This window comes from Arthrobacter sp. 35W (assembly GCF_000482545.1).
Classification (GTDB): Bacteria; Actinomycetota; Actinomycetes; order Actinomycetales; family Micrococcaceae; genus Specibacter.
The window spans coordinates 1,525,529-1,551,228 of record NZ_KI519454.1; the positions used below are offsets into that span (position 1 = coordinate 1,525,529).

The following is a 25,700-nucleotide window of genomic DNA, read 5'->3' on the forward strand; positions in this document are numbered from 1 at the left end:
CACAATGAAACGATTCAACTCGAGAGTGGCGCAGGATGAAACTGTGTTTTCGGTCATCGGTCCGGCCCGGGCTGGTTGATGGGCACCGGCGGCGCCACGCCGCACCTTGGCCGGCGGAAACGGCCATCCTGTTCCCCACCTCGGAACAATACCCCGACGAGGGGTTTGTCGTACTCGAAGAAGTTTCCACCCTCGAAGACCAGCTGGCCCGCGCGGCCGGCAGCAACTAGAAGGATCCGAACATGACTGACATGGCTATGGCGCTGGACCGGCTCGATGAGCTGGCCATTGAGGTTCCCTCGTGGGCCTATGGGAATTCCGGTACGCGCTTCAAGGTGTTTGGCACCCCGGGCACACCGCGGACCATCCAGGAGAAGCTGGCCGACGCCGCCAAGGTGAACGAGCTGACGGGGCTGGCCCCGACGGTGGCCCTGCACATCCCGTGGGACAAGGTCGATGACTACGCCGCGCTGCGCAGCCACGCTGCCGATCTGGGCGTGGGCCTGGGCACCATCAACTCCAACACCTTCCAGGACGATGAGTACAAGTTCGGCTCGCTGACCTCCTCCAACGAGGCCGTCCGCCGCCGTGCCATCAACCACCACCTCGAATGCATCGAGATCATGGATGCCACCGGCTCCAAGGATCTGAAGATCTGGCTGGCCGACGGCACCAACTACCCGGGCCAGGACGACATCCGGGGACGGCAGGACCGGCTCGCCGAATCCCTGCAGGAGATCTACGCCGGCCTGGGTGCGGAGCACCGGCTGGTGCTGGAGTACAAGTTCTTCGAGCCGGCCTTCTACCACACCGATGTGCCGGACTGGGGCACCGCCTACGCCCAGACGCTGGCCCTGGGGGAGAAGGCGATGGTCTGCCTGGACACCGGCCACCACGCCCCGGGCACCAACATCGAGTTCATCGTGGCCCAGCTGCTGCGCCTGGGCAAGCTGGGGTCCTTCGACTTCAATTCCCGCTTCTACGCCGACGACGATCTGATCGTGGGCGCGGCGGACCCGTTCCAGCTGTTCCGCATCATGCACGAAGTGATCCGCGGCGGCGGCTATGGCAAGGAGTCCGGCGTCGCGCTGATGCTGGACCAGTGCCACAACCTGGAGGAGAAGATTCCGGGCCAGATCCGCTCCGTGCTGAACGTGCAGGAGATGACGGCGCGAGCCTTGCTGCTGGACACCGCGGCACTGGCCGAGGCCCAGCGCGCCGGCGATGTGCTAGGCGCCAACGGCATCTTCAACGATGCCTTCTACACCGACGTCCGCCCTGCCCTGGCCGCGTGGCGCGAATCCCGCGGGCTGCCCGGGGACCCGATGGCCGCCTACAAGGCCAGCGGCTACCAGAAGAAGATCAACGAGGACCGCGCCGGCGGTACCCAGTCCGGATGGGGAGCATAACCGCCATGAGCATCGACACGACAACCACCACCGGCACCACAGCCGTGGCGGACCTGGTTTCCCGCTCCAACCGCCTCGGCGCGGACAAGCGCAACACCAACTACGCCGGCGGCAACACCTCCGCCAAGGGCACCGCCACGGACCCGGCCACCGGGGAGGACGTGGAGCTGCTCTGGGTCAAGGGCTCCGGCGGCGACCTGGGCACTCTGTCCGAGGACGGCCTGGCCGTGCTCCGCCTGGACAGGTTGCGCGCCCTGAAGAACGTCTACCCCGGAGTGGAGCGCGAGGACGAGATGGTGGCAGCGTTCGATTACTGCCTGCACGGGCGCGGCGGCGCCGCCCCGTCGATCGACACCGCCATGCACGGACTCGTGGACGCTGCCCACGTGGACCACCTGCACCCGGACTCCGGCATCGCCATCGCCACTGCCGCGGACGGCGAGGCCCTGACCGCGAAGATCTTCGGCTCCAAGGTGGCCTGGGTGCCGTGGCGGCGCCCCGGCTTCCAGCTCGGCCTGGACATCGCCGCCATCAAGGACGCCAACCCCGAGGCCGTCGGCACCATCCTGGGCGGCCACGGCATCACCGCCTGGGGCGCCACCAGCGAGGAGGCCGAGGCCAACTCACGCTGGATCATCGACACCGCCGAGCAGTTCATCGCCGAGAACGGCCGCCCGGAACCCTTCGGACCCGCACTGGATGGCTACGCCGCCCTGCCCGGGGCCGAGCGCCGGGCCAAGGCCGCCGCGCTGGCCCCCGTTCTCCGCGGCCTGGCCTCCACGGACAAGCCGATGGTGGGCCACTTCAGCGACGACGCCGCCGTGCTGGAGTTCCTGGCCTCCGCCGAACACCCCCGCCTGGGCGCGCTGGGCACCAGCTGCCCGGACCACTTCCTGCGCACCAAGGTGAAACCGCTCGTCCTGGACCTGCCGGCCGGCGCCTCCATCGGGGAGTCCATCGACCGGTTGAAGGAACTGCACGCCGGCTACCGCGAGGACTACGCGGCCTACTACAACCGCCACGCGGTCTCGGAGTCGCCGGCGATGCGCGGCGCGGATCCGGCCATCGTGCTGGTGCCGGGCGTGGGCATGTTCTCCTACGGCGCCACCAAGGCCACCGCCCGCGTGGCCGGGGAGTTCTACCTGAATGCCATCAACGTCATGCGCGGTGCCGAGGCGCTCTCCACCTATGCCCCCATCGAGGAGAGCGAGAAGTTCCGGATCGAGTACTGGGCGCTGGAGGAGGCCAAACTGGCCCGCCTGCCCAAGCCCAAGTCCCATGCCACCCGCATCGCCCTGGTGACGGGTGCGGCGTCGGGCATCGGCAAGGCGATCGCCACCAAGCTGGCCGCCGAGGGCGCCTGCGTAGTCATCGCGGATCTGGACCTGGCCAACGCCCAGGCCGTGGCCGCGGAACTGGGCGGTGGCGACGTCGCCGTCGGCGTCCAGGCGGACGTGACCGACGCCGCGGCCGTGGCAGCAGCCGTCGACGCGGCAGTGCTGGCCTTTGGCGGGCTGGACCTGGTGGTCAACAACGCCGGGCTGTCCATCTCCAAGCCGCTGCTGGAGACCACCGAGAAGGATTGGGACCTGCAGCACGATGTGATGGCCAAGGGCTCCTTCCTGGTGTCCCAGGCCGCGGCCCGCGTGCTGATCGCCCAGGGCATGGGTGGGGACATCCTGTACATCTCCTCCAAGAACTCCGTCTTTGCCGGCCCCAACAACATCGCCTACTCCGCCACGAAGGCCGACCAGGCGCACCAGGTGCGCCTGCTGGCCGCCGAGCTGGGGGAGTACGGCGTGCGGGTCAACGGCATCAACCCCGACGGCGTGGTCCGCGGCTCCGGCATCTTCGCTGGCGGCTGGGGTGCCAAGCGCGCCGCCGTATACGGGGTGGATGAGGAGAAGCTGGGCGAGTACTACGCCCAGCGCACCCTGCTCAAGCGCGAGGTCCTGCCGGAAAACGTGGCCAACGCCGCGGCCGTGCTGACCAGTGCGGAGCTCTCCCACACCACCGGACTGCACGTGCCGGTGGATGCGGGTGTGGCGGCGGCATTCCTGCGATGACCACCGCCCAACAGACCGAACGCCTCCCCGCAGCTGCCCGCGGTGGGGAGGCGTTCATTGCCGTGGACATTGGCGCCTCCTCCGGCCGGGTGATCCTGGGCCGGGTGGGCGCCGATGGCGCGGACCTTGAGGTGGTCCACCGCTTCCCCAACGGCGTCCGGGAGATCGACGGCGCGCTGCGCTGGGACGTCCCGGCCCTCTTCGAGGAGGTGCTCGGCGGCCTGGCGCAGGCGGCCGCCCTGGCCGGCGGGACCGGCGAACGGATCACGAGCATTGGGATCGACACCTGGGCCGTGGACTACGGATTGCTCGATGCCGCCGGAGAGCTGGTCGCGCTGCCACACAGCTACCGGGATCCGCGCGGTGCCACGGCCGTTCCCCAGGTCCACGCGGCCGTGGGCGAGGCCGAGCTCTACGGCACCACCGGGCTGCAGTTCCTGCCGTTCAACACCATCTACCAGCTCGCCACCGAGCCGGACCTGGCGGGCAGAACCGCCCTGCTGATTCCGGATCTGCTGGCCTACTGGCTGACGGGCGTGCAGCGGACCGAGTCCACCAACGCCTCCACCACCGGCCTCTACGACGCCGTGGCGGGGGAGTGGGCCACCGAATTCTTCACGTCCCTGGGCCTGCCGGCGGGGCTGTTCCCGCCGCTGGTGGAACCCGGCGCCGCGGTGGGCACACTGCTGCCCGCCGTGGCGGACCGCACCGGCCTGCCGGCGGACACGACAGTGGTGGCGGTGGGCTCGCACGACACCGCTTCGGCGGTGCTGGCCGTCCCCGCCACCTCGGCGGATTTCGCCTACATCTCCTCGGGCACCTGGTCGCTGGTGGGGTTGGAACTGGAGCACCCCGTGCTCACCGAAGCCAGCCGTGCGGCGAACTTCACCAATGAACGCGGTGTGGACTCCAGCATCAGGTACCTGCGCAATGTGGGCGGGCTCTGGCTGCTCAGCGAGTCTCTGCGCAGCTGGGCCGACGCCGGTCTGGAACGGGTGTTGGAGGAGCTGCTGGCCGGCGCCGCGGAGCTGCCCGCCGGCGGCCCTGTCATCGATCCGGATTCGCCGGACTTCATCGCGCCCGGCGGCATGCCGGAGCGGATCCGGGCCGCCGTGGCGGCCGCGGGCGGCCACCTCCCGCCGGAGCCGTCCGCCGTCGTCCGCTGCATTCTGGACAGTCTGGCGGCGGCCTACGCACGCACCCTTGGCGATGCCGTTCGGCTGTCCGGGGCGGCGGTGGAGCGGGTGCACATTGTCGGCGGCGGTTCGCAGAATGCGCTGCTGTGCCAGTTGACGGCAGATGCCACCGGTCTGGAGGTCCTCGCCGGCCCGGTGGAGGCGACCGCGCTGGGGAACGTCCTCATCCAGGCGCGGGCGGCGGGTTCGGCCCCGGCCACCCGGTCCGGCATGCGCGCCCTGCTGGCGCAGGGCCAAACGCTTCGCAGCTACCTGCCGCGGTAGCCGGCGGCATCAGGGGCGCGGGGCCAGCGCCGCCCGTTCGTCCTCGCGGGGTGCATGGACGACGGCGTTGGCCGCGCCGTCGAACAGCCTCACCGGCCGCTGCGGCGTCCAGGCCTCCCAGCCGGGATCCCCTGTCCTGGCGAAGGCCACCCAGGCGGCATGCATGGCATCCGCCAGCGGCTGCGGGGTGTTGGGGTCTTGGTAGTAATGGGGACGGATTGAGCGCTAAGCCCTACGAAGCTGCAGGGTAGTGTGGTGGCGTGCCGGCCGATCACTTTTTGACTGAGGACCAAGCGGGGGCGTTCGGGCGGTTCGTGGGCGATCCATCGCGTGCGGAGCTGGACCAGTTCTTCTACCTTGATGCAGCTGATCTGGAGAGGATTGCTGAGCATCGTGGTGAGCACAATCGGCTCGGGTTTGCGCTCCAGTTAGGGACAGCGCGGTTTTTGGGGGCGTTCCTGTCGGATCCGCTTGACGTGCCGTGGGTTGTTGTGGACTATTTGGCCGCGCAGCTCGGCGTCGCTGATCCGACAGTCATCAAGCAGTACGCGGAGCGCGTCGCGACGTCGAACACTCACGCGCGCGAGATCCGCCGGTTCTACGGCTACCGGGACTTTACCGGTGGTGCGGTCGATGATTTGGATGTGTTCATCTACTCGCGGGCCTGGACACATGGTGAGGGACCGACCGCGTTGTTCGAGCATGCCGTGGCCTGGTTACGTCGGAGACGGATCCTGCTACCTGGCGTGACGCGGCTGTCGAAGACTGTTCAGGGTGCCCGTGAACGTGCAGCGTCGGATTTGCACGAGCGGCTGACGGGGGCAGCAAAGGCCACCGATCCACTGTTGCCGGGCCGTTTGCGTGGGTTGCTGTCGGTTGATGAGGGAGCCCGCGAGTCCAGGCTGGAGTTGCTGCGTGCCGGGCCGGTGCGGCTCTCTGGTCCGGCAATGAACAAGGCCCTGGCCCGTGTCGGGCAGGTTCACGCTCTGGGTGTTGGCGCGGTTGACACGTCGGGCGTTCCGGCGGCCCGGTTGCGGGCGCTGGCCCGGTATGGGTTGGAGGCCAAGGCGCAATCGCTGCGCCGGTTGGCGGAGCCTCGCCGCACAGCCACCTTGATCGCAACGGTGGACGAGTTGTCTGCGGCCGCGGTCGATGACGCTTTGGACTTGTTCGACGCGCTGATGGCTTCGCGGGTGTTGGGGCCTTCGAAGCGGGCAGCTGCCATGGCCCGGTTGGAGACCCTGCCGGAGTTGGAGAAGGCCTCGACCGTTCTTGCCCGTGTCGGGCACGAACTGGTGTGCCTGCTGGAAGAATCCGGCACCCAGGTCGATGTGGAGACGGTGTGGGCCCGGTTGGAGAGAATCGCCGCACGCGAGCAGATCACCCGGTACGCCGAGAAGGTCGGAGAGCTTGTCCCGGACGCTTCGGGGCTGGAAGGTGCCATGCGCGTGCAGGTAGCCCGCCGCTACCGGACGGTTGCCCCGTTCCTTGGACTCCTGGCTACTGCCTTGCCGCTGCGGGCAACGACGGCAGGACAGCCTGTGCTTGATGCCCTGGCCGGGCTCGCGGACCTACGCGGTCGACGGCAACTTCGGCGCGAGGACGTGAACGAGGCTCTGGTCTCCGCCGCGTGGCAGGCCGCGGTGTTTGGCCGTGACGGGGTGGAGGTTGACCGGGAGGCCTGGGTTTTATGCGTGCTGGAGCAGCTGCGCATTTACCTGCGCCGCCGGGACGTGTTCGCCTCGCCCTCGTCCCGGTGGTGCGACCCACGGGCCCAGCTCCTGGACGGCGAGCAATGGCAACAGGTACGTGATCGGGCCTTGACCGGCCTTGGCCTGGAAGGGCCGGTTGCTGAACACCTGTCTAGTCGTCTTGAGATGCTGGACACGGCCTGGCGGGCCTTGGCCGTGGAGCTCGAGGAATCCGGGTCTGAAGGGCCTGTGCGGCTGGAACCGTCCGGCAAGGACGGGCGCATACGTCTGGCCGTTGACCGTTTGGACGCTTTGGATATTCCGGATTCGCTGCGGGAACTGCGTGAGCAGGTTGCCGGGATGCTGCCGAGGGTGGACCTGCCCGAGCTGCTGTTGGAGGTCCATTCCTGGACCGGGTTCCTGGATGCCTATACCCATATCGGGCAGTCAAAGGCCCGCATGGAAGACCTGCCGCGCTCGGTTGCGGCGTTGCTGGTCGCTGAGGCCTGCAATGTCGGCCTGACACCGGTGATTGCCGAGGGGCACCCGGCGCTGACCCGGGACAGGCTCGGGCATGTGGACGCCAACTACCTGCGCACCGAGACCCACGCGGCTGCGAATGCGACCCTGATCCAGGCCCAAGGCGGGATCCCGGTCGCCCAGGTGTGGGGCGGCGGGCTGCTGGCATCTGTTGACGGGCTGCGTTTCGTTGTTCCCGTGCGCACGATCAACGCGGCCCCGAACCCGAAATACTTCGGCCAAAAGCATGGGCTGACATGGTTCAACGCGGTCAACGACCAGGTCGCCGGCATCGGTGCGACCGTCGTGCCCGGCACCGTGCGGGACTCGCTCTATGTGCTGGATACGATACTGAACCTCGACGGCGGTCCCAGACCGGAAATGATCACCTCGGACACGGCTTCCTACTCCGACATGGTCTTCGGGATCTTCGCCCTGCTCGGCTACCGGTTCTCACCACGGATCGCGGCCCTGTCCGACCAACGCCTCTGGCGTGCAGCGCTGCCCGGCGCCGCGGAGAACGACTACGGGCCGCTGAACGAGGTTGCCCGTAACCGGATCAACCCGTCCAGGATCACCACGCACTGGGAGGACATGACCCGCGTCGCCGCGTCCCTGGCGACCGGGACCGTGCGCGCCTACGACCTGCTGCGCATGCTTTCCCGTGACGGCAACCCTTCCCCGCTCGGTGCGGCGATCACCGAATACGGGCGCATCGACAAGACCATCCACCTGCTCGCTCTCATCAACCCTGCCGACGAGACCTACCGTCGAACGACCAACACGCAGCTGACCGTCCAGGAATCCCGCCACCGGCTGGCCCGCACGATCTTCCACGGCCGGCGCGGACAAATCCACCAGCGCTACCGCGAAGGCCAGGAAGACCAGCTCGGTGCACTCGGCCTTGTCCTGAACGCCGTCGTGCTCTGGAACACCCGCTACACCGACGCCGCCGTCACCGCTCTGCGGGAGGCCGGCCACCAGGTTCGCGACACCGATATCGCCCGGCTGTCCCCGCTCGGTGACCAACACATTAACATGCTCGGCCGCTACGCCTTCACCACAACCACCCCGACCGGGCTCCGCCCCCTGCGTGCAGTTCGCGATGATCACTGACGCTGATCCTCTTGTTGGGCTGGTGGAAACGGATCAGGGGAGGGAGGGTGTCAGGGGCGGTCGAGGGTGAGTTGGCGGGTGTGGAAGTCGAAGTGGCGCGTGGGGTAGGCGTAGACGTCCGCCAGGGACATGCGCTGGGCAAAGAAGGGGTCCCAGCGGGTGGGGAAGTCCATCGCCCGTTCCAACGACGCCGGCGTCTCCCGGGCCAGGCGTCTGGCCAGGGCATGGGTTGTCTTCTCGAGTTTTCGGTCCATCCTGTGCCGGTTGAAGACCAGGGCGGCGGCCCGGGAGCCCCAATAGTTCACGACATCGAACGGCCCCGTCGCAGCGTCCAGCCCACGCGCAAAGGCTCGGCCCCAGGACCGTGGGAGCCGGCTCATGATTCGGACCAGGGGCAGCAGCGCCCGGACGACCATGTAGCCGAAGACCATGTGGAAGAGCAGTTCCTCGTTGGTCCATTTCGTGCCGGCGCTGCGGCCCCGCAGCTGGGCGGTCGTGGCATTGGCCAAATAGCCGTCCAGCTGACTGCAGGCGCGCCCGTAGCCGGCGATGATCCCCTCCCGCTGTGCATCCACCAGATGCCTTCCTGCCGGTTCAGGCCGTGCGGCCGCTGCGTGCCAGCGCGGCCCGGACGGCGGCGCGCAGGGATTCCCGGGCCGGCTGCCCGGCCAGGCCCTGCGGTGTCGGGTACACACGCCACGTCAGGGCAGGGTCGGTGTCCGCAGGGAACAGGTCCGCCCCATCGATGGTGAACGTGGGTGAGCCGTGGAAGCCCAGGGCCTCGGCGTCGGCGTCGGTGCTGATTTCCCTGACGGCCAGCGCTGCAGGGTCGAGGCCTTCCAGGTCGAGGGCGCGGGTGAACAGCTCACCGGCGGAGGTTGCGTGGGGGCAGTCGGGAATGGTGCGCAGCTCGAGGTCCATGCCCCCATTCTGCCCCCGGCGCCCGGAATCCGTGCCTCTAGATTTTGGGTGCCCCGAGTTCGGCCGCCAGGGCCTGGACCCGGTTCTGGATGTCGTCGCGGACCAGGCGCATCCGCTCCATCCCGTTGATCCCGCGTTCGGAGGGTTCATCGGTGTCCCAGTTGCGGATCTCGACCCCCGGGACCGGGTCGACGACGGCCTCCTTGCCCAGGGTGATGATCAGGGAGACGTCGGCGAGCAGGGCCGCGGTGATGGGTTTGGTGTGTTCGGTGCTGATGTCGATGCCCAGCTCAGCCAACGACTCGACGGATTGGGCGTTGAGGTCCTTGCCGGGTTGGGTGCCGGCCGTGTGGACGGTGACGGCATCTCCGGCGCGGTGGCGCATGAGGCCGCCGGCCATCTGGGATTTGCCGCCGTTCTTGACGCAGACGAACAGGACACCTGGTGTGGTGGTCATCTCTGTGGTTTCTCTTTCAGCCGTGGGAGTGGAAACGGGGGTGGGTGTCCCGAGAGGGGACCCCGAGCACGGGGGTGTGCTGTGTGGTGAGGAGGCGGTGGACCAGGGAGCCGGAGACGAGTTCGTCGACCTTGGCCAGAAACCCGTGGTGGCGGGTCCCGACAACGATCATGGAGGCGCCGACGGCAGTGGCGAGGCGGCCCAGGGCCAGGGCCGGGTCGCCGCCGACCACCCGGAACGACCAGGAGGTGGCGTATCCGGCGGCGGCCTCTGCGAGGTCGACTTTCAGCTCGGCCGCGGCGTCGACGGTTTCATCGTCCGGGTCAAGGTCTGGGGCCAGCGAGGCGGGCAGGACGTCATGGCCGGGGGTCCATTCGATCAGGTAGCTGGCCGGGTCCACGAACGCTGCGATCAGCGGCACCGACAACCCGGCCGCCAGTTCCAACGCCCGTTCCCACACGGCCGGGTCCTGTCCCGGGATGACCCCGGCAATGATCGGGGCACCGGTGAAGGGTGTGCTGGCTTCGGAACCGTCCATGGTGGCCCCTACTGGTTTTCCGGCTGGGTGGCGGTGAGTTCGGTGAGGAGTTCGCGGACGAGCAGGTCGATGTCGTCGCGGATCTTCCGGGCCCCGGCCAGGTCCGCTCCTGCCGGGTCCTGGATCGTCCAGTCAAGATACTGCTTGCCGGGGTAGATCGGGCAGGAATCCCCGCATCCCATCGTGACCACCACGTCCGCGGCGCGGACGACGTCATCGGTGAGGGGCTTGGGGAACTCCAAGGAGAGGTCCACGCCGGCCTCGGCCAGTGCCGCCACGATGGAGGGTTCCAGTTCGGAGGCGGGTTGGGAGCCGGCGGAACGGACATTCACGGCACCGCGGGCATGTTTGGCCAGCAGGGCCGCGGCCAGTTGGGAGCGGCCGGCGTTGTGGACGCAGACGAAGAGGACTTCGGGCACGTCGTGGGCGATGGCGCCCTTGGCCTGGGCCAGGGCCTTGAGCCGGTCGGCGGCGAACCGGGCCGTGGTGGCGGCCAGGTAGGTGTGGATCCGGGAGGTGCGGGCCAGGGCGGTGTAGGACTCGAAGACGTAGCGTTCGACGGTTTCGGCGGCGAAGATGCCGGTGAACTTGGTGGTGAGGTCTTCGCTGATGCGGTGCAGGACGGCGGTGTCGTCGTCCAGCCCGGTCAGCACGGTGTCGCGGTGCTCGGTCATGGCGGGTTCTCCTCGTGCTCGGTGGTCGTGGAGGTTTAGTCGGTGAGGGTGGCGGTACGGCCGTGGGCCAGGCCGGTGGGGAAGCCGATCAGCACCGGTTCCGGTGCCGCGCAGCAGGATGTTTCCTCCACTGCTGCCGGGGCGGCGCAGCAGGATTCGGCGGTTTCATCGGACTCTGCTGCCTGGGTTGCCGGGGTGTCGCAGCTTCCGCCCAGGTCCGTGGAGCAGACACCGGTTTCGGGCAATTCGAGGTGGACGGTGTTGGCCGCCTCGTGGTCTCCGGCCAGGGCGGCGGCGATGGAGCGGACCTGCTCGTAGCCGGTGGCCAGCAGGAAGGTTGGGGCGCGGCCGTAGGACTTCATTCCGGCGATGTAGAAGTCCTTCTCCGGGTGGGCGAGCAGCTTGGCTCCGTGGGGCGGGACGGTGCCGCAGGAGTGGAACTCCGGATCGATCAGGGGCCCCAGCTCCCGTGGCGCCTCCACGGCCGGGTCGAGGTCGAGGCGGAGTTCGCGCAGGATGTCCAGGTCGGGGCGGAACCCGGTGGCCGGGATCAGCAGATCCACCTCCAGGGTCACGGGCCCGTCCGGGGTGGAGCCGGTAACCAGCAGTGCCCCGCCGGTAGTGGACGCAGCGGTGGTGAAGGAGGTGGTGGTGAAGGAGGTGTGCAGCTCGATGTGCCCGTCCTCGACGAGCCGGCGCAGCCGGGTGCCGAGCTGGCCGCGGGCCGGCAGGCCGTCAAGGTCGCCGCCGCCGTAGAGGCGGGTGGTGTCGGCGCCCCTGACGGCCCAGCTGATCCGGGTTCCGGGCTCGTTCTTGGCCAGCTGTCCCAAGGAGAGCAGCGTGTTGGCGGCGGAGTGCCCGGCGCCGATGACCAGGACGTGCTTGCCGGCGAACCGGTCCCGGTCCGCCCCGGTGACATCGGGCAGCGGTTCGGTGATGAACCCGGCGGCGATGGCGTCGGCTTCGCCGGGGGCGGGGAGGCCGGCCTGGCCGAGCGGGTTGGGCTGGGCCCAGGTGCCGGAGGCATCGATGACGGCCCGCACGTGGTGGTTAGTGGTGGTGCCGCCGGTGATTTCGACGCGGACCAGGAAGGGGCGCTCGTCCCTTCCTCTGGAGTGGGTCTTGTCCATCCCGGCCCGGCTGACCGCGGTCACGGTGGTGGAGGTGTGCAGGGCCGCCGCGATGGCCGGGACGGCGGCCAGGGGTTCCAGGTACGCCTCCACGAGCTCGGACCCGTAGGGCAGGGAGGTCAGGCGCGGCTCGGCCCAACCGGTGGGTTCGAGCAGGCGGCGGGCGGCGGGGTCGATGTTGTGCCGCCACGGGGAGAACAGGCGGATGTGCCCCCACTTTCGGATGGCCGCACCCACTTCTTGGCCCTGCTCGAAGATGAGAGGTGTGATGCCGCGTTCGATCAGGTGCGCGGCAGTGGCCAGACCGACGGGGCCGGCCCCGATGATGGCGACCGGGAGATCGTTGCGCTCTTCGGTCATGTTTCGGTCCGTCATGGCTGTGTCCGTCATGTCCTGGGGTTCTCCTTCGGGTCGTTCAACACCTGGTGGGTGTCGGGTGCTTGGGTGCCCTGCCGGGTGGTGGCCCGGCAGGGCAATCGTGGGGTTAGCAGCAGCCGCATCCGCAGTCCTGTCCGTCGCCGGTGTGTCCGGTGCAGCAGTTCTCCTCCATGGCATTCACCTCCCTCCACCGTGGTGGGTCAGGCGTGGCTGGGTTCTTCCAGTAAAGCGGTGGCAATGCTGTCCGCATCTTCAAGGGCGGCAAGGTACCGTTCGGCGTCCAGGGCCGCGGCGCAGCCGGTGCCGGCGGCGGTGATCGCCTGCCGGTAGCGGTGGTCCACCGCATCCCCACAGGCAAAGACCCCGGTCAGGTTGGTCACCGTGGTCGGGGCCTCGACCCGGATGTAGCCTTCCCCGTCGAGGTCGACCTGGCCGGCGACGAGATCGGTGCGGGGCACATGTCCGATGGCGACGAAGATCCCGGTGGCCTCCAGCTCCCTGGTGGCACCGGTGGCGGTGTCGGTCAGCGTGACGCCGGTGACTTTGGTGTCGCCGTGGATGGCGCTGATCGCCGAATTCCAGGCAAAGCGGATCTTGGGGTTGTCCTTGGCCCGCTGGGCCATGATCTTGGAGGCGCGCAGCTCGCCACGGCGCACGATCACGGTGACGGACTTGGCGAATCGGGTCAGGAAGGTGGCTTCCTCCATGGCCGAGTCCCCGCCGCCGACGACGATGATGTCCTGCTCGCGGAAGAAGAACCCGTCACAGGTCGCGCACCAGGAGACCCCGTGGCCGCTGAACTTCTTCTCCTCGGCCAAGCCCAGTTCCTTATAGGCGGAGCCGGTGGCCAGAATGACGGCGGGGGCTTCGTGCCGGTCCCCGGCCCCTGTCACCACGGACTTGATGTGCCCCGTCAGTTGGGCCGATACGACGTCGTCGAAGATGACCGTGGCGCCGAACTTCTCGGCCTGCTCCTGCAGCCCTTCCATCAGGTCCGGGCCCTGGATGCCGGCGGGGAAGCCGGGGAAGTTCTCCACCTCGGTGGTGTTCATCAGCGCACCCCCGGCGGTGACGGCTCCGGCGATGACGAGCGGGGCCAGGCCGGCACGGGCGGCGTAGATCGCGGCGGTGTAGCCGGCGGGGCCGGAACCGATGATGATGAGCTGTTCAGTCATGGTGGTTTTCCTTCGCCGGTGGGGCTAGTTGGTGGCCGGGACCAGGCCGGCGATCAGGGCCTGGATGCGGGCCTTGATCTCGTCGCGGATCGGACGCACGGAGTCCACGCCCTGCCCGGCGGGGTCTTCGAGTTCCCAGTCCTCGTACCGCTTGCCCGGGAAGATCGGGCAGGTGTCTCCGCAGCCCATGGTGATGACGACGTCGGACTCCTTGACAGCCTCAACGGTGAGGACCTTGGGGATCTCGGCGGACATGTCGATGCCCTCTTCCGCCATGGCAGCCACGGCGGCGGGGTTGACCGAATCGGCCGGGGCGGAGCCGGCGGAGCGGACCTCGATCGCGCCGCCGGAGAGGGCGGTGAGGTAGGCGGCGGCCATCTGGGAGCGGCCGGCGTTGTGGACGCAGACGAACAGGACGGAGGGCTTCTTGGCGGTTTCGGTACTCACGGGGTTCTCCTGGAATCGGTTAAGTGGTGGGATTCGGTCTGGTTGGGGTGATCGTGTCCGCGCCCTTGCCGCACAGCCTTGATATTGATGGTTGTCGATATATGGAGTATCGATCAATTCATTGATGGTTGTCAATATTTACGCGGGCGGGTCCGCGGCCCGGTGGAGCACCTGCCGGTGCGGGCGGCGTCAGGCGGCGTGGAGGCGGGGCGCGAGGTCGTTGATGCGGTGGGAGATGTCGATGAAGGCGTCCTCGAAGGCCTCCTGGGTGTTCAGGCGGAGGGGGTCCGGGATGGACCAGTGGATGCCTCGGAGGCCCGGGAGTTCCTCGTGGGCGTTGTCGCACACGGTGACGACGAGGTCTTCGCCCGCGGCCTCCCGGTCCAGCTGGCGGGGTGCCAGTTCGGCCAGTTCGAGTCCGTGGCGGCGGGCGACGTCGATGGCGCCTTGGGCGATGCGCGGCGCGGGGTGCGTCCCCGCCGACGATGCCGGGATGTCGCTGGCCCGCTGCCAGAGTGCCGCGGCCAGTTGCGACCGGGCGCTGTTGCGCGTGCAGACGAACAGGATGCGGCGCGCCCCGTGCTCGTGCCCGGGCACCAATCCGTCCAGTGCGCCGGGGGCGAGCCGGAAGTAGCTTCGGCGCCTGTCGGCTTCCGAGCGGTGCCGGGTCGCCAGCCCGGCATCTTCGAGCGTGCGCAGATGGTGGGAGAGCAGGTTGGAGGGCATGCCGAGTTCGGACTGCAGCTCCGTCGGGGACAGATCCCCGAGGGTCAGCAGGTCCACGATGCGCAGCCGTGCAGGATCAGCGAGGGCGGCATGCTTGGCGACCCGCGCCTGAAAGTCGTCAGTTTGCTCAATATTCATTGGTTCAATTTTGACTGAAGCAATTTCATCCGTCAAGCTGGTTCCCATGACTTCACACCAGCCGCCGTTGTGGCGCCGCGCCGTCGCAGAACTGATCGGCACCGCCCTGCTTGTTTCCATCGTCGTCGGCTCAGGAATCGCCGCACAGCAGCTCTCCCCCCACGACGTCGGCCTGGCGCTGCTGGAGAACAGCACCGCAACGGTGCTTGGCCTGGCGGTGCTGATCCTCGTCTTCGGACCCGTGAGCGGCGCGCACTTCAACCCGGTGGTCTCGGCCGTGGACTGGATCCTGGGCCGGCGCACCGGATCCGGGCTGAGCCTGCCCGAGCTGGGCACCTATGTGGCGGCACAGACCGTGGGCGCGGTCGGCGGCAGCGTGCTCGCGAATGCCATGTTCGAGGTGGGCACCTCCATCTCGGGCAAGGACCGCGCCAGCGGTGGGCACCTGCTGGGCGAGGTCGTCGCCACCGCGGGGCTCATCGTGCTGATCTTCGCCCTGGCCGCCACCAAGCGGGGCGTCCTCGCGGCCCCGGCCGTGGGTGCCTACATCGGAGCCGCGTACTGGTTCACGTCCTCGACATCGTTCGCGAACCCCGCCGTGACGGTCGGCCGCATCTTCAGCGACACGTTCGCCGGCATCGCGCCGACCTCCGTCCCTCCCTACGTGCTCGCGCAGGTGGTCGGCGCGGCGGTGGGGCTGGGCCTCCTTGTCCTGCTGTTCCCGTCCGCGGCGCGTGCCGCGGACGATGTCGTCCTCCCGCACAGCATCGAGGCCACCAACCCCTAGCCTGTGCCCGCACCAGGGGCCGTCCAGGCTCGGCCTTGGGGATTCATTGATGATGGTCAATATTCGGGCATAATGGGTAGATGAACGCCGTGCAAGCCCTCGAAACAGCCACCGCCGATGCCTGCTGCGCACCGGCGGCCCGCCCTCTGCTTGGCGCCGAGGATGCCCAGGACAGGGCGCGGATCCTCAAGGCGCTCTCGGACCCGAACCGGCTGCGGCTGCTCTCCATCGTCAAGTCCGGTGACGGCGGCGAGGCCTGCGTCTGCGACCTCACCGAGCCCCTGGACCTGGGCCAGCCCACCGTCTCCCACCACCTGAAGATCCTCGTGGACGCCGGGCTGCTGTCGCGGGAGAAGCGCGGCACCTGGGCGTACTACTCCCTGGTGCCCGGCGCGTTGGAGGCCGCCTCCGAGAGCATCCTGGCCCTGTGAACGCCGGCCTCCGGGACATGGTGCCCGCCGACTGGGCAGCCGTGGAGCGGATCTACGCCGCCGGGATTGCCGGCGGCAACGCCACCTTCGCCGACGCACCGCCCACAATGGAGGAGTTCTTCGTCTCCCGGATTCCGGGGCTGAGCCTCGTCGCCACCGATGATGGCGGTGCGGTACAGGGCTGGGCGGCAGCAACGCCCACCTCCTCCCGCGAGGTGTACCGGGGCGTCATCGAGCATTCCGTCTACGTCGACCCCGCCGCCGCTGGCCAAGGCCTCGGCCTCCTACTGCTGCACGGCCTGGCCGGGCGGGCGCGGGACCTCGGCTATTGGACCATCCAGTCATCGATCTTCCCCGAGAACCTCCCCAGCCTGGCCCTGCATGCGAAGGCCGGATTCCGGCGGATCGGCCGCCGCGAACGCATCGCCCACATGGGCTACGGCCCCCACGCCGGAACCTGGCGGGACACGATCCTGATGGAACAACGCCTGTAGTGCGGGAGCGTGCCGTCGGGCACGTTGATGACCGGCGGAACCGCCAACCGAACCTTCGAAAAAGCCGCCAAACGAAGTTAGTGGTTACGCCACAGGGGACGTGACCACACGTGTAGGTAACCGACTGAAGCCGGACATTCGACATGTCGTCAAACGATCATTTGCCGACACCTCGAACCCGGCCGCGACACGCCGCGAAAACCTTGTCGAAAACCCGTGCCGGAAATCAATGTCGGCAAACCTTGGCTTCAAGGTATTGTCGACATATGTTGATCGGATATGCGCGAGTCTCCACCGCCGACCAGAACCCCGACCACCAGATGGATGCCCTCGTCCGCGCTGGCGTCGACCCGGCCAACATCTACCTCGACCACGCCAGCGGCGCCAAGGCCAGCAGGCCCGAGCTCGACAAGGCTCTCGCCTCCGCCAATCGGGCCGGTGACCAGCTCGTCATCACCCGCCTCGACAGACTCGGGCGCTCAGTCCTGCACCTCGTCATCCTCGGCGCAGACCTCCGGGAACGTGGTGTGGGACTGCGCGTCCTGGAGCAAGGCATCGACACCACAACCGCGGAAGGACGGGCAATGTTCGGAATGCTCTCCGTCCTCGCTGAATTCCAACGCGAACTCATCATCGCCAACACCCGTGACGGCCTCGCGGCTGCCCGCGCCCGCGGTCGAACCGGAGGAAGACGCCCGAAACTCACCCCGGACCAGGCGCGCCATGCCCAAGAGCTCTACGACGCAGGGAACCACACAGTCCAACGCATCGCCGACCTGCTCCAGGTCCAGCGCTCCACGATCTACGGCCACCTCAACAAAGCAAGCATCGGACGACGCCCCACCCCACGTACGACCCAATCGGCTTAGCGCTCAATCCGTCCCCATTACTACCAAGACCCCGTGTTGGGGCCGGCCAGCGAACGGGCATCCGGGGTGTCCACGGTGTCGAAGACGAAGCCAAGCTCCAGGGCGTGGGCCGCGCCGAGATCGTCCACCGGGCTGCGCCAGCCAAACTCGTAGAGGTAGGTGGGTGCAGCCTGCCCCAGGCGGGCGTCCGCCACCCGGTTGGCCGGCTCGCGCAGCAGCAGGTCGGTGGCGATGGCCCCCAGCAGGATGCCGGGGGAGGCTCCCGGCCGGTTTCGTTTGAAAACCCGCACGGCGGCCCCGGACACCCCCGCCTTGCGGCGGCCGATGGCCAGATGCAGCCTGCCCAGCTTGTTGACCAGGCCCGAAGGCAGGAACCAAAGCCGGTACTCCTCGGTGGTGGTGCCGATCAGCAGCGGGACGCCGGCCGCCGCCCCCTGGGTGAGCGCGTCCAGCGGTGCCTGGGGAATAGTGCCGCCGTCTATGGCCAGGGAGTAGCCCAGCCCCCCGGTGATGGGGGTGGTGCCGGCCGTGACAGTGTCCTGCGCCGCCACCAGGGCCGCCGGCTCGACGGCGGCGAAGGCCTCGCGGGTGGCGGGAATGCCCAGGTGTTTGGCGATGGACGCCGTGATCCGGGCCGCGGCGGCCGGGGGTGCGGCCACCAGCGGACCGCTCTGGATAATGGCCCGGGCAAACAGCCCTTGGGCGGCCGGTGCACCCAGCAGGGCGGCGACGGTGTTGCCGCCAGCGGACTCGCCGAAGATCACCACCTGTGCCGGGTCGCCGCCAAAGGCGGCAATTTCGCGCTGGACCCATTCCAGAGCGGCGATCTGGTCCAATAAACCCAGGTTCAGCGGGGCGCCGTCGAGCACGGAGAACCCCTCGGCCCCCAGCCGGTAGTTCACGGCGACCAGTACCACGCCGTCGCGGGCAAAGGCCGTGCCATCGTAGACGGGCAGGGCGTTGGCGCCGCGGGACAGCGACCCGCCGTGGAACCAAACCATCACCGGAAGCGGTGCGGCCGCTTTGACGGGCGCCCAGATGGCCACATTGAGGATCTCCTCCCCGGGGATGCTGATCGAGGGCATCAACTCGCCCAACCGGCCCGGATAGGGGCTTTGCGGGGAGGTGGGCCCATGGCGCGTCGCGTCCCTGGGGCCCTCCCACGACGGCGCCGGCGCCGGCCGGGCGAAGCGGTGCGCGCCGAAAGGTGCGGCCGCGTAGGGGACGCCGAGGAAGCGCTGCACGCCGTCCTCCGCCACCCCCTCCAGGACCCCGCCGGACACTGTGGCCCGGACTGACACGGTGGTGGTGTTCTCGCTCATCGCGTCCCCCTGCGTTGTGTGCGGACCTATTCGAAGCGGGACGGATCGCCCATGCCGCGGCGGACCACCTCGGCCGCGCCGGAGGAGAAGTCAACAACCGTGGTGGGCTCGGCGCCGCAGTCGCCGGAGTCGATCACGGCGTCCACCTCGTGCTCCAGGCGTTCCTTGATTTCCCAGCCCTGGGTCAGCGGATCCTCCTGGTCGGGCAGCAGCAGCGTGCTGGAGAGCAGCGGCTCGCCCAGCTCCGCCAGCAGTGCCTGCACCACCGCGTTGTCCGGGATGCGAACACCCACCGTCTTCTTCTTGGGGTGCAGCAGCCGGCGCGGCACCTCCTTGGTGGCGGGCAGGATGAAGGTGTACGGGCCGGGCGTGACTGCCTTGAGGCTGCGGAACACATCGTTGCCAATGTTCACGAACTGCCCCAGCTGGGCGAAGTCCTTGCAGACCAGCGTGAAGTGGTGCTTGTCGTCCAGTTTGCGGATGGTGCGGATCCGGTCCAGAGCATCCTTGTTGCCGAGCTGGGCGCCCAGCGCGTAGCAGGAGTCGGTCGGGTAGGCGATCAGGCCGCCGTCGCGGATGATCGCCACGGCCTGGCCTATCGCGCGCGGCTGGGGATCCTGCGGGTGTACGTCAAAGTATCGTGCCATGCGATGAGCTTACGCCCGGGCCGGACCCATGCGCCGTCAGCGCGGCGCGAGCAGCACGTCGACAAGGTCGCGCAGCGACTGCGCCATGTCCACAGTCTTGTCGTAGAGCCACTGCATCTGGATCCCGTCAAAGGTGGCGATGACGAGGCGCGCCAACGCTTCGGCCGAGAGATCCGTCCGCACAGTGCCCGCCGCCTGGTGGGCGGCGATGTCCACACCAAGGACCTCCACCAGCCAGGCGTAGCGGTCGCGGAAATACTCATGGGAGTCGTGGCCGGGGGAGTTGGCCGTGGCAGACGCGACGGCGTACAGCGTGGTCAGGCCGGGCTGGGTCCGGTTTTGATCGGCCACCTGGTGCAGGTGTTCCAGTTTCGGCTGGTCCTCACTCGCCATTTCCAAGCCACGCTTGTCGCGTTCGGCCAGTACAGCGGTGAGGAGTTCCTGCTTGCCGCGGAAGTAGTGGAACAGCGTCGCTTCCTTGACACCAACCAGTTCCGCCACACGCTTGAGCGCCGTGCCCTCGAAGCCTTCGGTGGCGAAGACATCGGTGGCCGTCTTGATGATTTGTTCACGGCGTTCGGTGCCCTTGGTGTAGGGGCCGCGGGTCTTGGCAGGTGGCATGGGGAACAGTCTAGGCCAGCTTGACGAGGCCGGGTTCCGTCATCTTCACACAAAAACCTAGTCAGACTTGGTTTTTGACTATAGGATCTTCTCCGAGGCCCAAAGGAGGGTCCCTTTCCCAGGAGGCAATGTGGCCACTTCAATGAGCAGTACCAAGGAATTCACCGGGACGGCACTGTCCCACCCCGGCATGGACGCCCCGCAGCGGGCACCGCGCAGCTATGTCATCGGCATGCCCATCGCCAGTGCCGGACTCTGGATGGCGGTGCTGGCGCCGGCCATCGTGGTTTTGGCCATCAAGGTCTCGGAGATCACGACGCCGGAAACGCGTGCCGGGGCGCTCAGCCTCGTGGCCGGCGTCGGCGCCGTCATCGCACTGCTCGCCAACCCGCTGTTCGGCCGGTTGAGCGACCGCACCACCTCCCGCCTGGGCATGCGCAAGCCGTGGATCGTCGGCGGATCGCTGGTCGGCCTCGGTGCCCTGTTCATCCTTGGCTCGGCGACAGGCGTCCCCGGCGTCCTGGTGGGGTGGATCCTCGCCCAGCTCGGCTTCAACGCCGCCCTCTCGGCCCTGGTGGCCACGCTTCCCGACCAGGCCGGACCGCAGGAACGCGGCCGCCTGTCGGGGCTGATCGGCATGACCCTTCCCGTCGGCCTGGTCGCCGCCACCTTCTTCGCCCAGCTCTTTGACAGCGCGATGATGATGGCCGTGGTGCCCGGCGTCGTCGGCGTAGCGGTGGCTCTGGGCTTCGTCTTCACCTTCAAGGACCGCGTGCTGGACGCCAAGCCCGCACCGCTGGACCTGAAGGAGATCCTGGGGTCCTTCTACTTCAACCCCCGCGAGCTTCCCGGGCTGGGCTGGGCCTGGCTGACCAAGTTCATGGTCTACATCGGCTACTGCGCCGCCCTGCTGTACCTGCCCTATTTCTTCACCGACCACCTCCAGGTCCCCACCGCGGATGTACCCAATCTGGTCTTCCGCGCCACGCTCATCAGCGCCTTTGGCACCGTGGCCTCCAGCCTGCTGGGTGGCTGGATCAGCGATCGGATCGGCCGCCGCAAGGCGCTGGTCATCGCCTCCGCCATGATCATGATGGCCGGCCTGATCGTGATCGCCACCAGCGCCGACACCGGCCAGGTGCTGCTGGGCCAGGCCATCGTGGGCATCGGGCTGGGCTGCTTCACCGCCGTCGACGTCGCCCTGATCACCGACCTGCTGCCCGCCGGCGCGGGCGAGAACGCCAAGACCTTCGGCGTCTTCAACATCGCCCAGGCGCTGCCGCAGTCCCTGGTGCCCGCCCTGGCCTTCCCGGTGATTGCCCTCGGCGGCTACCCCGCACTCTTCATCGGCGGGGCCGTCATCGGCCTCATCGGTGCCGCACTTGTCACCCGCATCAAAGGAGTTAAGTAGATGACCACTACCAGTCAAACCACAGCTAGCGTTGCCGATATCGATGTCGACGCCCGGATCCGCGACCTGGCCCAGCAGCTTCCCCTCGAACAGCAGGTGCAGCTCCTCACCGGCGCGGACGTCTGGTCCACGCACGCCATCGAGGAGATCGGCCTGGGCCGCATCGTGCTCTCCGACGGTCCGGCAGGCGTCCGCGGTGAGGACTTCGACGAGCGCCACGACTCCATCTCCCTGCCCTCGGGCTCGGCCCTGGCCGCCACCTGGAGCCCGGAACTTGCCCGGCGCTATGGCATGGTGCTGGGCCAGGAGGCACGCCGCAAGGGTGTCCACGTGGTGCTCGGACCCACCATCAACCTGCACCGTTCACCGCTGGGCGGGCGCCACTTCGAGTGCATGAGCGAGGACCCCCGGCTGACCGCCACCCTCGCGGCAGCCTATGTAGACGGCGTCCAGTCCATGGGCGTCGGTGCCACCCCGAAGCACTTTGTGGCCAACGACGCCGAGACGGACCGGTTCACCGCCGATTCCGTGGTGGCCGAGCGCCCGCTGCGCGAGCTGTACCTGGCGGCCTTCGAGGACGCCGTCACCGAGGCCAAGGCCTGGCTGGTGATGAGCGCCTACAACTCGATCAATGGCACCACGGCCAGTGAGAACCCGCTGCTGGAGACCCCGCTGTCCACCGAATGGGGCTTCGACGGCGTCGTCGTCTCCGACTGGACAGGCGTCCGCTCGGTGGAGGCCGCCAACGCACACCAGGACCTGGAAATGCCCGGCCCGGTGGGCCACTGGGGCGCTGCCCTGCTGGCCGCCGTCGAGGGCGGCCGGGTCTCCCGGGCGGCCATCCTGGAGAAGGTCATCCGCATTCTGCGCCTGGCCGCCCGCGTGGGCGTGCTGGATGGTTTCGAGCCCGCCGTGGCCGAGCTTCCGGTGGAGCTCGACGGTGCTGCCGTGGCCCGCGAGGTGGCCGTGCGCAGTGCCGTGCTGCTGCGCAATGAGAACAAGCTGCTCCCACTGCAGGCCGCCGCGCTGAAGCGCGTGGCGGTGATCGGCCACAACGCCGCCGAGGCCCGCATCCAGGGCGGCGGCAGTGCCACGGTGATGCCGAAGTACACCGTCTCGCCGCTGGACGGGCTGCGCTCGGCACTGCCGGCATCGGTGGCCGTGGACTACGCCCGCGGCGCCAAGGTGGCCGAGGGGCTGCAGGAATTCCGCCGCTCCGACCTCGCCAACCCCGTCTCCGGCGTGCCCGGCATGAACGTGGCCTTCTTCGACGCCGCCGGTGCACAGATCTCCGCCGAGGACCGCTGGTCCTCCCACCTGATCTGGTTCGGTGCCGGCATCCCGGAGGGCACGGCATCCATCCGCACCACCGCCGACTGGACGGCCCGCACGGCCGGCGTGCACCACGTGGGCATTGGCACCGTGGGCCGGGCCTCCCTGTCCATCGACGGCGTCGAAGTCTTCAACGATGAACTGGTCGATGACACGGACGTGCTGGGTGCGGCGCTCTTCTCGCCGCCGCAGACCATCCACCCGATCACGGCCACCGCGGGCCAGGTCTTTCGGATCGAGGCCGAGTACACCATGCCGCAGTCCCTGGCCATCCCGCTGACGGCCATCCTGCTGGGCGAAGAGGTGGTGGTGGACGACGCCGAGGCGGAGATCGCCGCAGCCGTCGAGGCAGCCCGCGCCGCCGACGTCGCCGTCGTCGTGGTGGGCACCAGCTCGGCCATCGAGTCGGAGGGCTTCGACAGGACGGATCTGGACCTGCCCGGCCACCAGGATGCCCTGGTCGCCGCCGTGGCCGCGGCCAATCCGCGCACCATCGTGGTGGTCAACTCGGGCTCGCCCGTGGTGATGCCGTGGCGGAATTCCGTGGATGCGATTCTGGTGGGGTGGTTTGGCGGTCAGGAATTTGGCGCCGCGCTGGCGGACATCCTCCTGGGCGTCCAGGAGCCGGGCGGGCGCCTGCCCACCTCCTGGCCGTCCGTGCTGGCCGACGTTCCGGTGCTCAACACGACGCCGGTGGACGGGAAGCTGGTCTACGCCGAGGGAATCAACATCGGCTACCGCGCCTGGCTGAAGCAGTCCGCCACCGGTGGCGCGGCCCCGGCCTATCCCTTTGGCCACGGGCTGGGCTACACCACATTCAGCCTCGGCACGGCCCACCTGCCGGTCTCCGTCCGCTCTGGCAGCGACGTCGTCGTCCATGTCCCCGTGGCCAACACCGGGTCCCGGGCCGGGCGCCAGGTGGTGCAGGTCTATCTGGCCCGCGCCGAGTCCGCCGTCGAACGCCCCGTGCGCTGGCTGGCCGGCTACGCCACGGCCCATCTGGCCGAGGGCGGCGCCACCACGCTCGAGGCGCGGATTCCGGCCCGCTCCTTCGCCCACTACGACGGCGGCTGGCAGGTTGAGCCGGGCCGCTTCCAGGTGCTGGTCGGCACCAGCGCGGAGGATGTCCAGTCCGCCGGCGAGGTGGCCATCGCCTAGCTCCTGCGCCTCCCATACCTAGATCTGCTATGTTTAATACCCTTCAGCTCTAGGTATGGGAGGCGCAATGCGCATTGACAAGGACCTGGTGGCCGCCTCGGCCACCCCGCTGGTGCTGGGCATCCTGACGGAGGGGGAGTTGTACGGCTATGCCATCCTCAAACGGGTTGGTGAGCTTTCCGGCGGTGGCATGCAGTGGACCGACGGGATGCTCTACCCGCTGCTGCACCGGCTCGAGCGGCTCGGCTACGTATCGTCGTCGTGGGGCACCTCAGACGCCGGGCGCAAGCGCAAGCACTACGCCATCACGCCGGCGGGCCGGGAGGCACTGGCCGAGAGGCAGGAGCAGTGGACGGTCGTCGCCGACGCGCTGCGCCAGGTGTGGCAGAGTGCGCCGCGGTTCCCTGATGCCATTCAGGGGTTGGCGTAATGGAACCGCACGCTGGACTGGAGGCCCAGATCGAGAGGTGGCGCGGATATGTGCAGCGTCACCAGGCGATCTCCGCTGCGGACGTTGACGAGCTGGAGGACCACCTGCGCGGGCAGATTTCCGACCGGCAGGCGACGGGCCTGGATGATGAAGAGGCCTTCCTCGTCGCCATCAAGCGCCTCGGCAACCTGGATGCCGTCTCCCACGAGTTTGCCCGCGAACACTCCGACCGACTGTGGAAGCAGCTCGTCCTGGTTCCGGAAGGTTCCGACGACGCCGGCGCGCCGCCCTGGCGCGAACTGGCGGTCGTCCTTGCCCTGGCTGTCGGAGCGGGTGTGGCGGTCAAGGCTGGCCTTGCCTGGATCAACGACGGCGACGCGCTGGTGCGCAACGCCGGCCTGCTTGTCTTCCCCTTCCTGGCCGGGTACTTCGCGTTCAAGCGCCGGGTTTCCGTGCCGGTGGCGGTGGGGCTCATCGTCCCCTTCGCCGTTCTGGCGGCCACCCTAAACCTGTACCCGTTCATGGCAGGCGGTTCCACGGGGATGCTCGCCGCCCTCCACGCCCTGGTGGTCCTCTGGCTGCTGGTGGGAGTGGCCTACGCCGGAGGGCGGTGGCGCTCCGACAGGCGGCGCATGGACTTCGTCCGCTTTACCGGTGAGCTCGCAATCTACTTCACCCTGCTGGCGCTCGGGGGAGCCGTCCTGATCGCGCTCACAGCCGCCACCCTCCGGACCATTGGCATCGACTTCGAGCCGGTCCTGGAGGAGTGGATCCTGCCGTTCGCCGTGCCCGGAGCCCTTGTTGTCGCGGCCTGGCTCGTCGAAGCCAAGCAGCAGGTCGTCGAAAACATCGCTCCGGTCCTTACACGCGTGTTCACGCCTCTGACGATTGCCATGCTGCTCGTGCTTTTGCCCGTGCTGGCCACCGCGGGCGGCCTCGCCGGCATCGACAGGAACCTGCTCATCCTCATGGACGCAATCCTCATCCTCGTGCTGTGCCTGCTGCTGTACTCGATTTCAGCCCGCGATGCACTCGCGCCTCCCGGGCTGTTTGATGCCCTGCAGCTGGTCCTGGTGGCCGCGGCCCTTGCCGTCGATGCCCTGATGTTGACGGCGATGCTGACGCGCATCGCCGAGTTCGGCTCCAGCCCCAACAAGATCGCCGCACTTGGCCTCAACGTGGTCCTTCTGGTCCACCTGCTCGGGGCCGCCTGGCTCGCCATAGGGTTCCTGCGCGGCCGGCGCCCGTTCACCGCCGTCGAACGCTGGCAGACACGGTACCTTCCGGTCTACGGCGTCTGGGCCGCCGCCGTCGTTCTGCTCTTCCCGCCCCTGTTCGGGTTCGCCTAGCAGT

Annotated in this window: 26 protein-coding genes; 13 read left to right on the forward strand and 13 right to left on the reverse strand. The window is 68.5% G+C overall.

All coding sequences use genetic code 11. The features are described from left to right. Positions 1-35 precede the first annotated feature (35 nt). The 4 genes from K254_RS0106560 to K254_RS0106575 are packed head-to-tail and all read left to right on the forward strand — an operon-like array spanning position 36 to position 4,935. On the forward strand, positions 36-230 hold the full coding sequence (locus K254_RS0106560) for a hypothetical protein (RefSeq protein ID WP_026554678.1): 195 nt from the start codon (positions 36-38) through the stop codon (positions 228-230). Positions 231-242: 12 nt separating this feature from the next. Beyond that, positions 243-1,409, forward strand: a complete 1,167-nt coding sequence (gene rhaI / locus K254_RS0106565; RefSeq protein WP_026554679.1) for an L-rhamnose isomerase — start codon at positions 243-245, stop codon at positions 1,407-1,409. 5 nt (positions 1,410-1,414) lie between these two features. After that, complete coding sequence (locus K254_RS0106570) at positions 1,415-3,475, forward strand: bifunctional rhamnulose-1-phosphate aldolase/short-chain dehydrogenase (protein WP_026554680.1); 2,061 nt, start codon at positions 1,415-1,417, stop codon at positions 3,473-3,475. Continuing rightward, positions 3,472-4,935 (forward strand): rhamnulokinase, encoded by a 1,464-nt coding sequence (locus tag K254_RS0106575; RefSeq protein WP_026554681.1) that lies wholly within the window; start codon positions 3,472-3,474, stop codon positions 4,933-4,935. The genes K254_RS0106570 and K254_RS0106575 overlap by 4 nt, the downstream gene beginning before the upstream one ends. Before the next feature lie 9 nt (positions 4,936-4,944). Here the strand turns inward: K254_RS0106575 and K254_RS25640 are convergent, their stop codons facing one another. Continuing rightward, the gene (locus K254_RS25640; protein WP_155848468.1) at positions 4,945-5,100 is read right to left on the reverse strand and encodes a hypothetical protein; all 156 of its coding nucleotides are present in this window, start codon (positions 5,098-5,100) and stop codon (positions 4,945-4,947) included. A gap of 95 nt (positions 5,101-5,195) precedes the next feature. On the opposite strand from K254_RS25640, the gene K254_RS0106585 reads away from it, so the two are divergent. Further along, positions 5,196-8,261 (forward strand): Tn3 family transposase, encoded by a 3,066-nt coding sequence (locus tag K254_RS0106585; protein ID WP_026554682.1) that lies wholly within the window; start codon positions 5,196-5,198, stop codon positions 8,259-8,261. Between the two features lie 50 nt (positions 8,262-8,311). On the opposite strand, the gene K254_RS0106590 is transcribed toward K254_RS0106585, so the two are convergent. The 9 genes from K254_RS0106590 to K254_RS0106630 all read right to left on the reverse strand — a co-directional run bounded on the left by K254_RS0106590 (position 8,312) and on the right by K254_RS0106630 (position 14,845). Beyond that, on the reverse strand, positions 8,312-8,836 hold the full coding sequence (locus tag K254_RS0106590; RefSeq protein WP_051388940.1) for a DinB family protein: 525 nt from the start codon (positions 8,834-8,836) through the stop codon (positions 8,312-8,314). Positions 8,837-8,855: 19 nt separating this feature from the next. Then, positions 8,856-9,182, reverse strand: coding sequence for a hypothetical protein (locus tag K254_RS0106595; RefSeq protein WP_026554684.1), 327 nt, complete (start codon positions 9,180-9,182; stop codon positions 8,856-8,858). Between the two features lie 37 nt (positions 9,183-9,219). Then, the gene (locus K254_RS0106600; RefSeq protein WP_026554685.1) at positions 9,220-9,639 is read right to left on the reverse strand and encodes an arsenate-mycothiol transferase ArsC; all 420 of its coding nucleotides are present in this window, start codon (positions 9,637-9,639) and stop codon (positions 9,220-9,222) included. 16 nt (positions 9,640-9,655) lie between these two features. Next, positions 9,656-10,177 carry a universal stress protein gene (locus K254_RS0106605; protein ID WP_026554686.1) on the reverse strand — a complete coding sequence of 174 codons (522 nt, stop codon included), beginning with the start codon at positions 10,175-10,177 and terminating at the stop codon, positions 9,656-9,658. Positions 10,178-10,185: 8 nt separating this feature from the next. Further along, positions 10,186-10,851, reverse strand: a complete 666-nt coding sequence (locus K254_RS0106610; protein WP_026554687.1) for an arsenate reductase/protein-tyrosine-phosphatase family protein — start codon at positions 10,849-10,851, stop codon at positions 10,186-10,188. A gap of 35 nt (positions 10,852-10,886) precedes the next feature. Continuing rightward, positions 10,887-12,371, reverse strand: a complete 1,485-nt coding sequence (locus tag K254_RS0106615) for an FAD-dependent oxidoreductase (protein ID WP_231391772.1) — start codon at positions 12,369-12,371, stop codon at positions 10,887-10,889. Between the two features lie 188 nt (positions 12,372-12,559). Next, complete coding sequence (gene trxB, locus K254_RS0106620) at positions 12,560-13,534, reverse strand: thioredoxin-disulfide reductase (protein ID WP_026554689.1); 975 nt, start codon at positions 13,532-13,534, stop codon at positions 12,560-12,562. 24 nt (positions 13,535-13,558) lie between these two features. Then, positions 13,559-13,981, reverse strand: coding sequence for an arsenate reductase ArsC (locus tag K254_RS0106625; protein WP_026554690.1), 423 nt, complete (start codon positions 13,979-13,981; stop codon positions 13,559-13,561). 189 nt (positions 13,982-14,170) lie between these two features. Next, complete coding sequence (locus K254_RS0106630; protein ID WP_026554691.1) at positions 14,171-14,845, reverse strand: metalloregulator ArsR/SmtB family transcription factor; 675 nt, start codon at positions 14,843-14,845, stop codon at positions 14,171-14,173. Positions 14,846-14,891: 46 nt separating this feature from the next. On the opposite strand from K254_RS0106630, the gene K254_RS0106635 reads away from it, so the two are divergent. From K254_RS0106635 to K254_RS0106650, 4 genes are all read left to right on the forward strand, one after another. Beyond that, positions 14,892-15,632 (forward strand): aquaporin, encoded by a 741-nt coding sequence (locus tag K254_RS0106635; protein ID WP_026554692.1) that lies wholly within the window; start codon positions 14,892-14,894, stop codon positions 15,630-15,632. An 80-nt stretch (positions 15,633-15,712) separates the two neighbouring features. Then, on the forward strand, positions 15,713-16,063 hold the full coding sequence (locus K254_RS0106640; RefSeq protein ID WP_026554693.1) for an ArsR/SmtB family transcription factor: 351 nt from the start codon (positions 15,713-15,715) through the stop codon (positions 16,061-16,063). Continuing rightward, a complete protein-coding gene (locus K254_RS0106645; protein WP_331271230.1) occupies positions 16,060-16,557 on the forward strand; it encodes a GNAT family N-acetyltransferase in 498 nt (165 codons plus the stop codon). The genes K254_RS0106640 and K254_RS0106645 overlap by 4 nt, the downstream gene beginning before the upstream one ends. A 266-nt stretch (positions 16,558-16,823) precedes the next feature. Continuing rightward, on the forward strand, positions 16,824-17,426 hold the full coding sequence (locus tag K254_RS0106650; RefSeq protein ID WP_026554695.1) for a recombinase family protein: 603 nt from the start codon (positions 16,824-16,826) through the stop codon (positions 17,424-17,426). Between the two features lie 20 nt (positions 17,427-17,446). Here the strand turns inward: K254_RS0106650 and K254_RS22200 are convergent, their stop codons facing one another. From K254_RS22200 to K254_RS0106665, 3 genes are read right to left on the reverse strand one after another with little or no spacing between them, the layout of a single operon-like run. Then, entirely contained in the window at positions 17,447-18,748 is a 1,302-nt protein-coding gene (locus K254_RS22200; RefSeq protein WP_051388941.1) for a carboxylesterase/lipase family protein, read from the reverse strand. A 26-nt stretch (positions 18,749-18,774) separates the two neighbouring features. Beyond that, complete coding sequence (locus K254_RS0106660; protein ID WP_026554696.1) at positions 18,775-19,395, reverse strand: L-threonylcarbamoyladenylate synthase; 621 nt, start codon at positions 19,393-19,395, stop codon at positions 18,775-18,777. Between the two features lie 36 nt (positions 19,396-19,431). Then, a complete protein-coding gene (locus tag K254_RS0106665) occupies positions 19,432-20,016 on the reverse strand; it encodes a TetR/AcrR family transcriptional regulator (protein WP_026554697.1) in 585 nt (194 codons plus the stop codon). 142 nt (positions 20,017-20,158) lie between these two features. On the opposite strand from K254_RS0106665, the gene K254_RS0106670 reads away from it, so the two are divergent. From K254_RS0106670 to K254_RS0106685, 4 genes are all read left to right on the forward strand, one after another. Next, entirely contained in the window at positions 20,159-21,427 is a 1,269-nt protein-coding gene (locus tag K254_RS0106670; RefSeq protein WP_081709943.1) for an MFS transporter, read from the forward strand. After that, a complete protein-coding gene (locus K254_RS0106675; RefSeq protein WP_026554699.1) occupies positions 21,428-23,917 on the forward strand; it encodes a beta-glucosidase in 2,490 nt (829 codons plus the stop codon). A 67-nt stretch (positions 23,918-23,984) separates the two neighbouring features. After that, entirely contained in the window at positions 23,985-24,347 is a 363-nt protein-coding gene (locus K254_RS0106680; protein WP_026554700.1) for a PadR family transcriptional regulator, read from the forward strand. Further along, complete coding sequence (locus tag K254_RS0106685; protein ID WP_026554701.1) at positions 24,347-25,696, forward strand: permease prefix domain 1-containing protein; 1,350 nt, start codon at positions 24,347-24,349, stop codon at positions 25,694-25,696. The genes K254_RS0106680 and K254_RS0106685 overlap by 1 nt, the downstream gene beginning before the upstream one ends. Positions 25,697-25,700 lie beyond the last annotated feature (4 nt).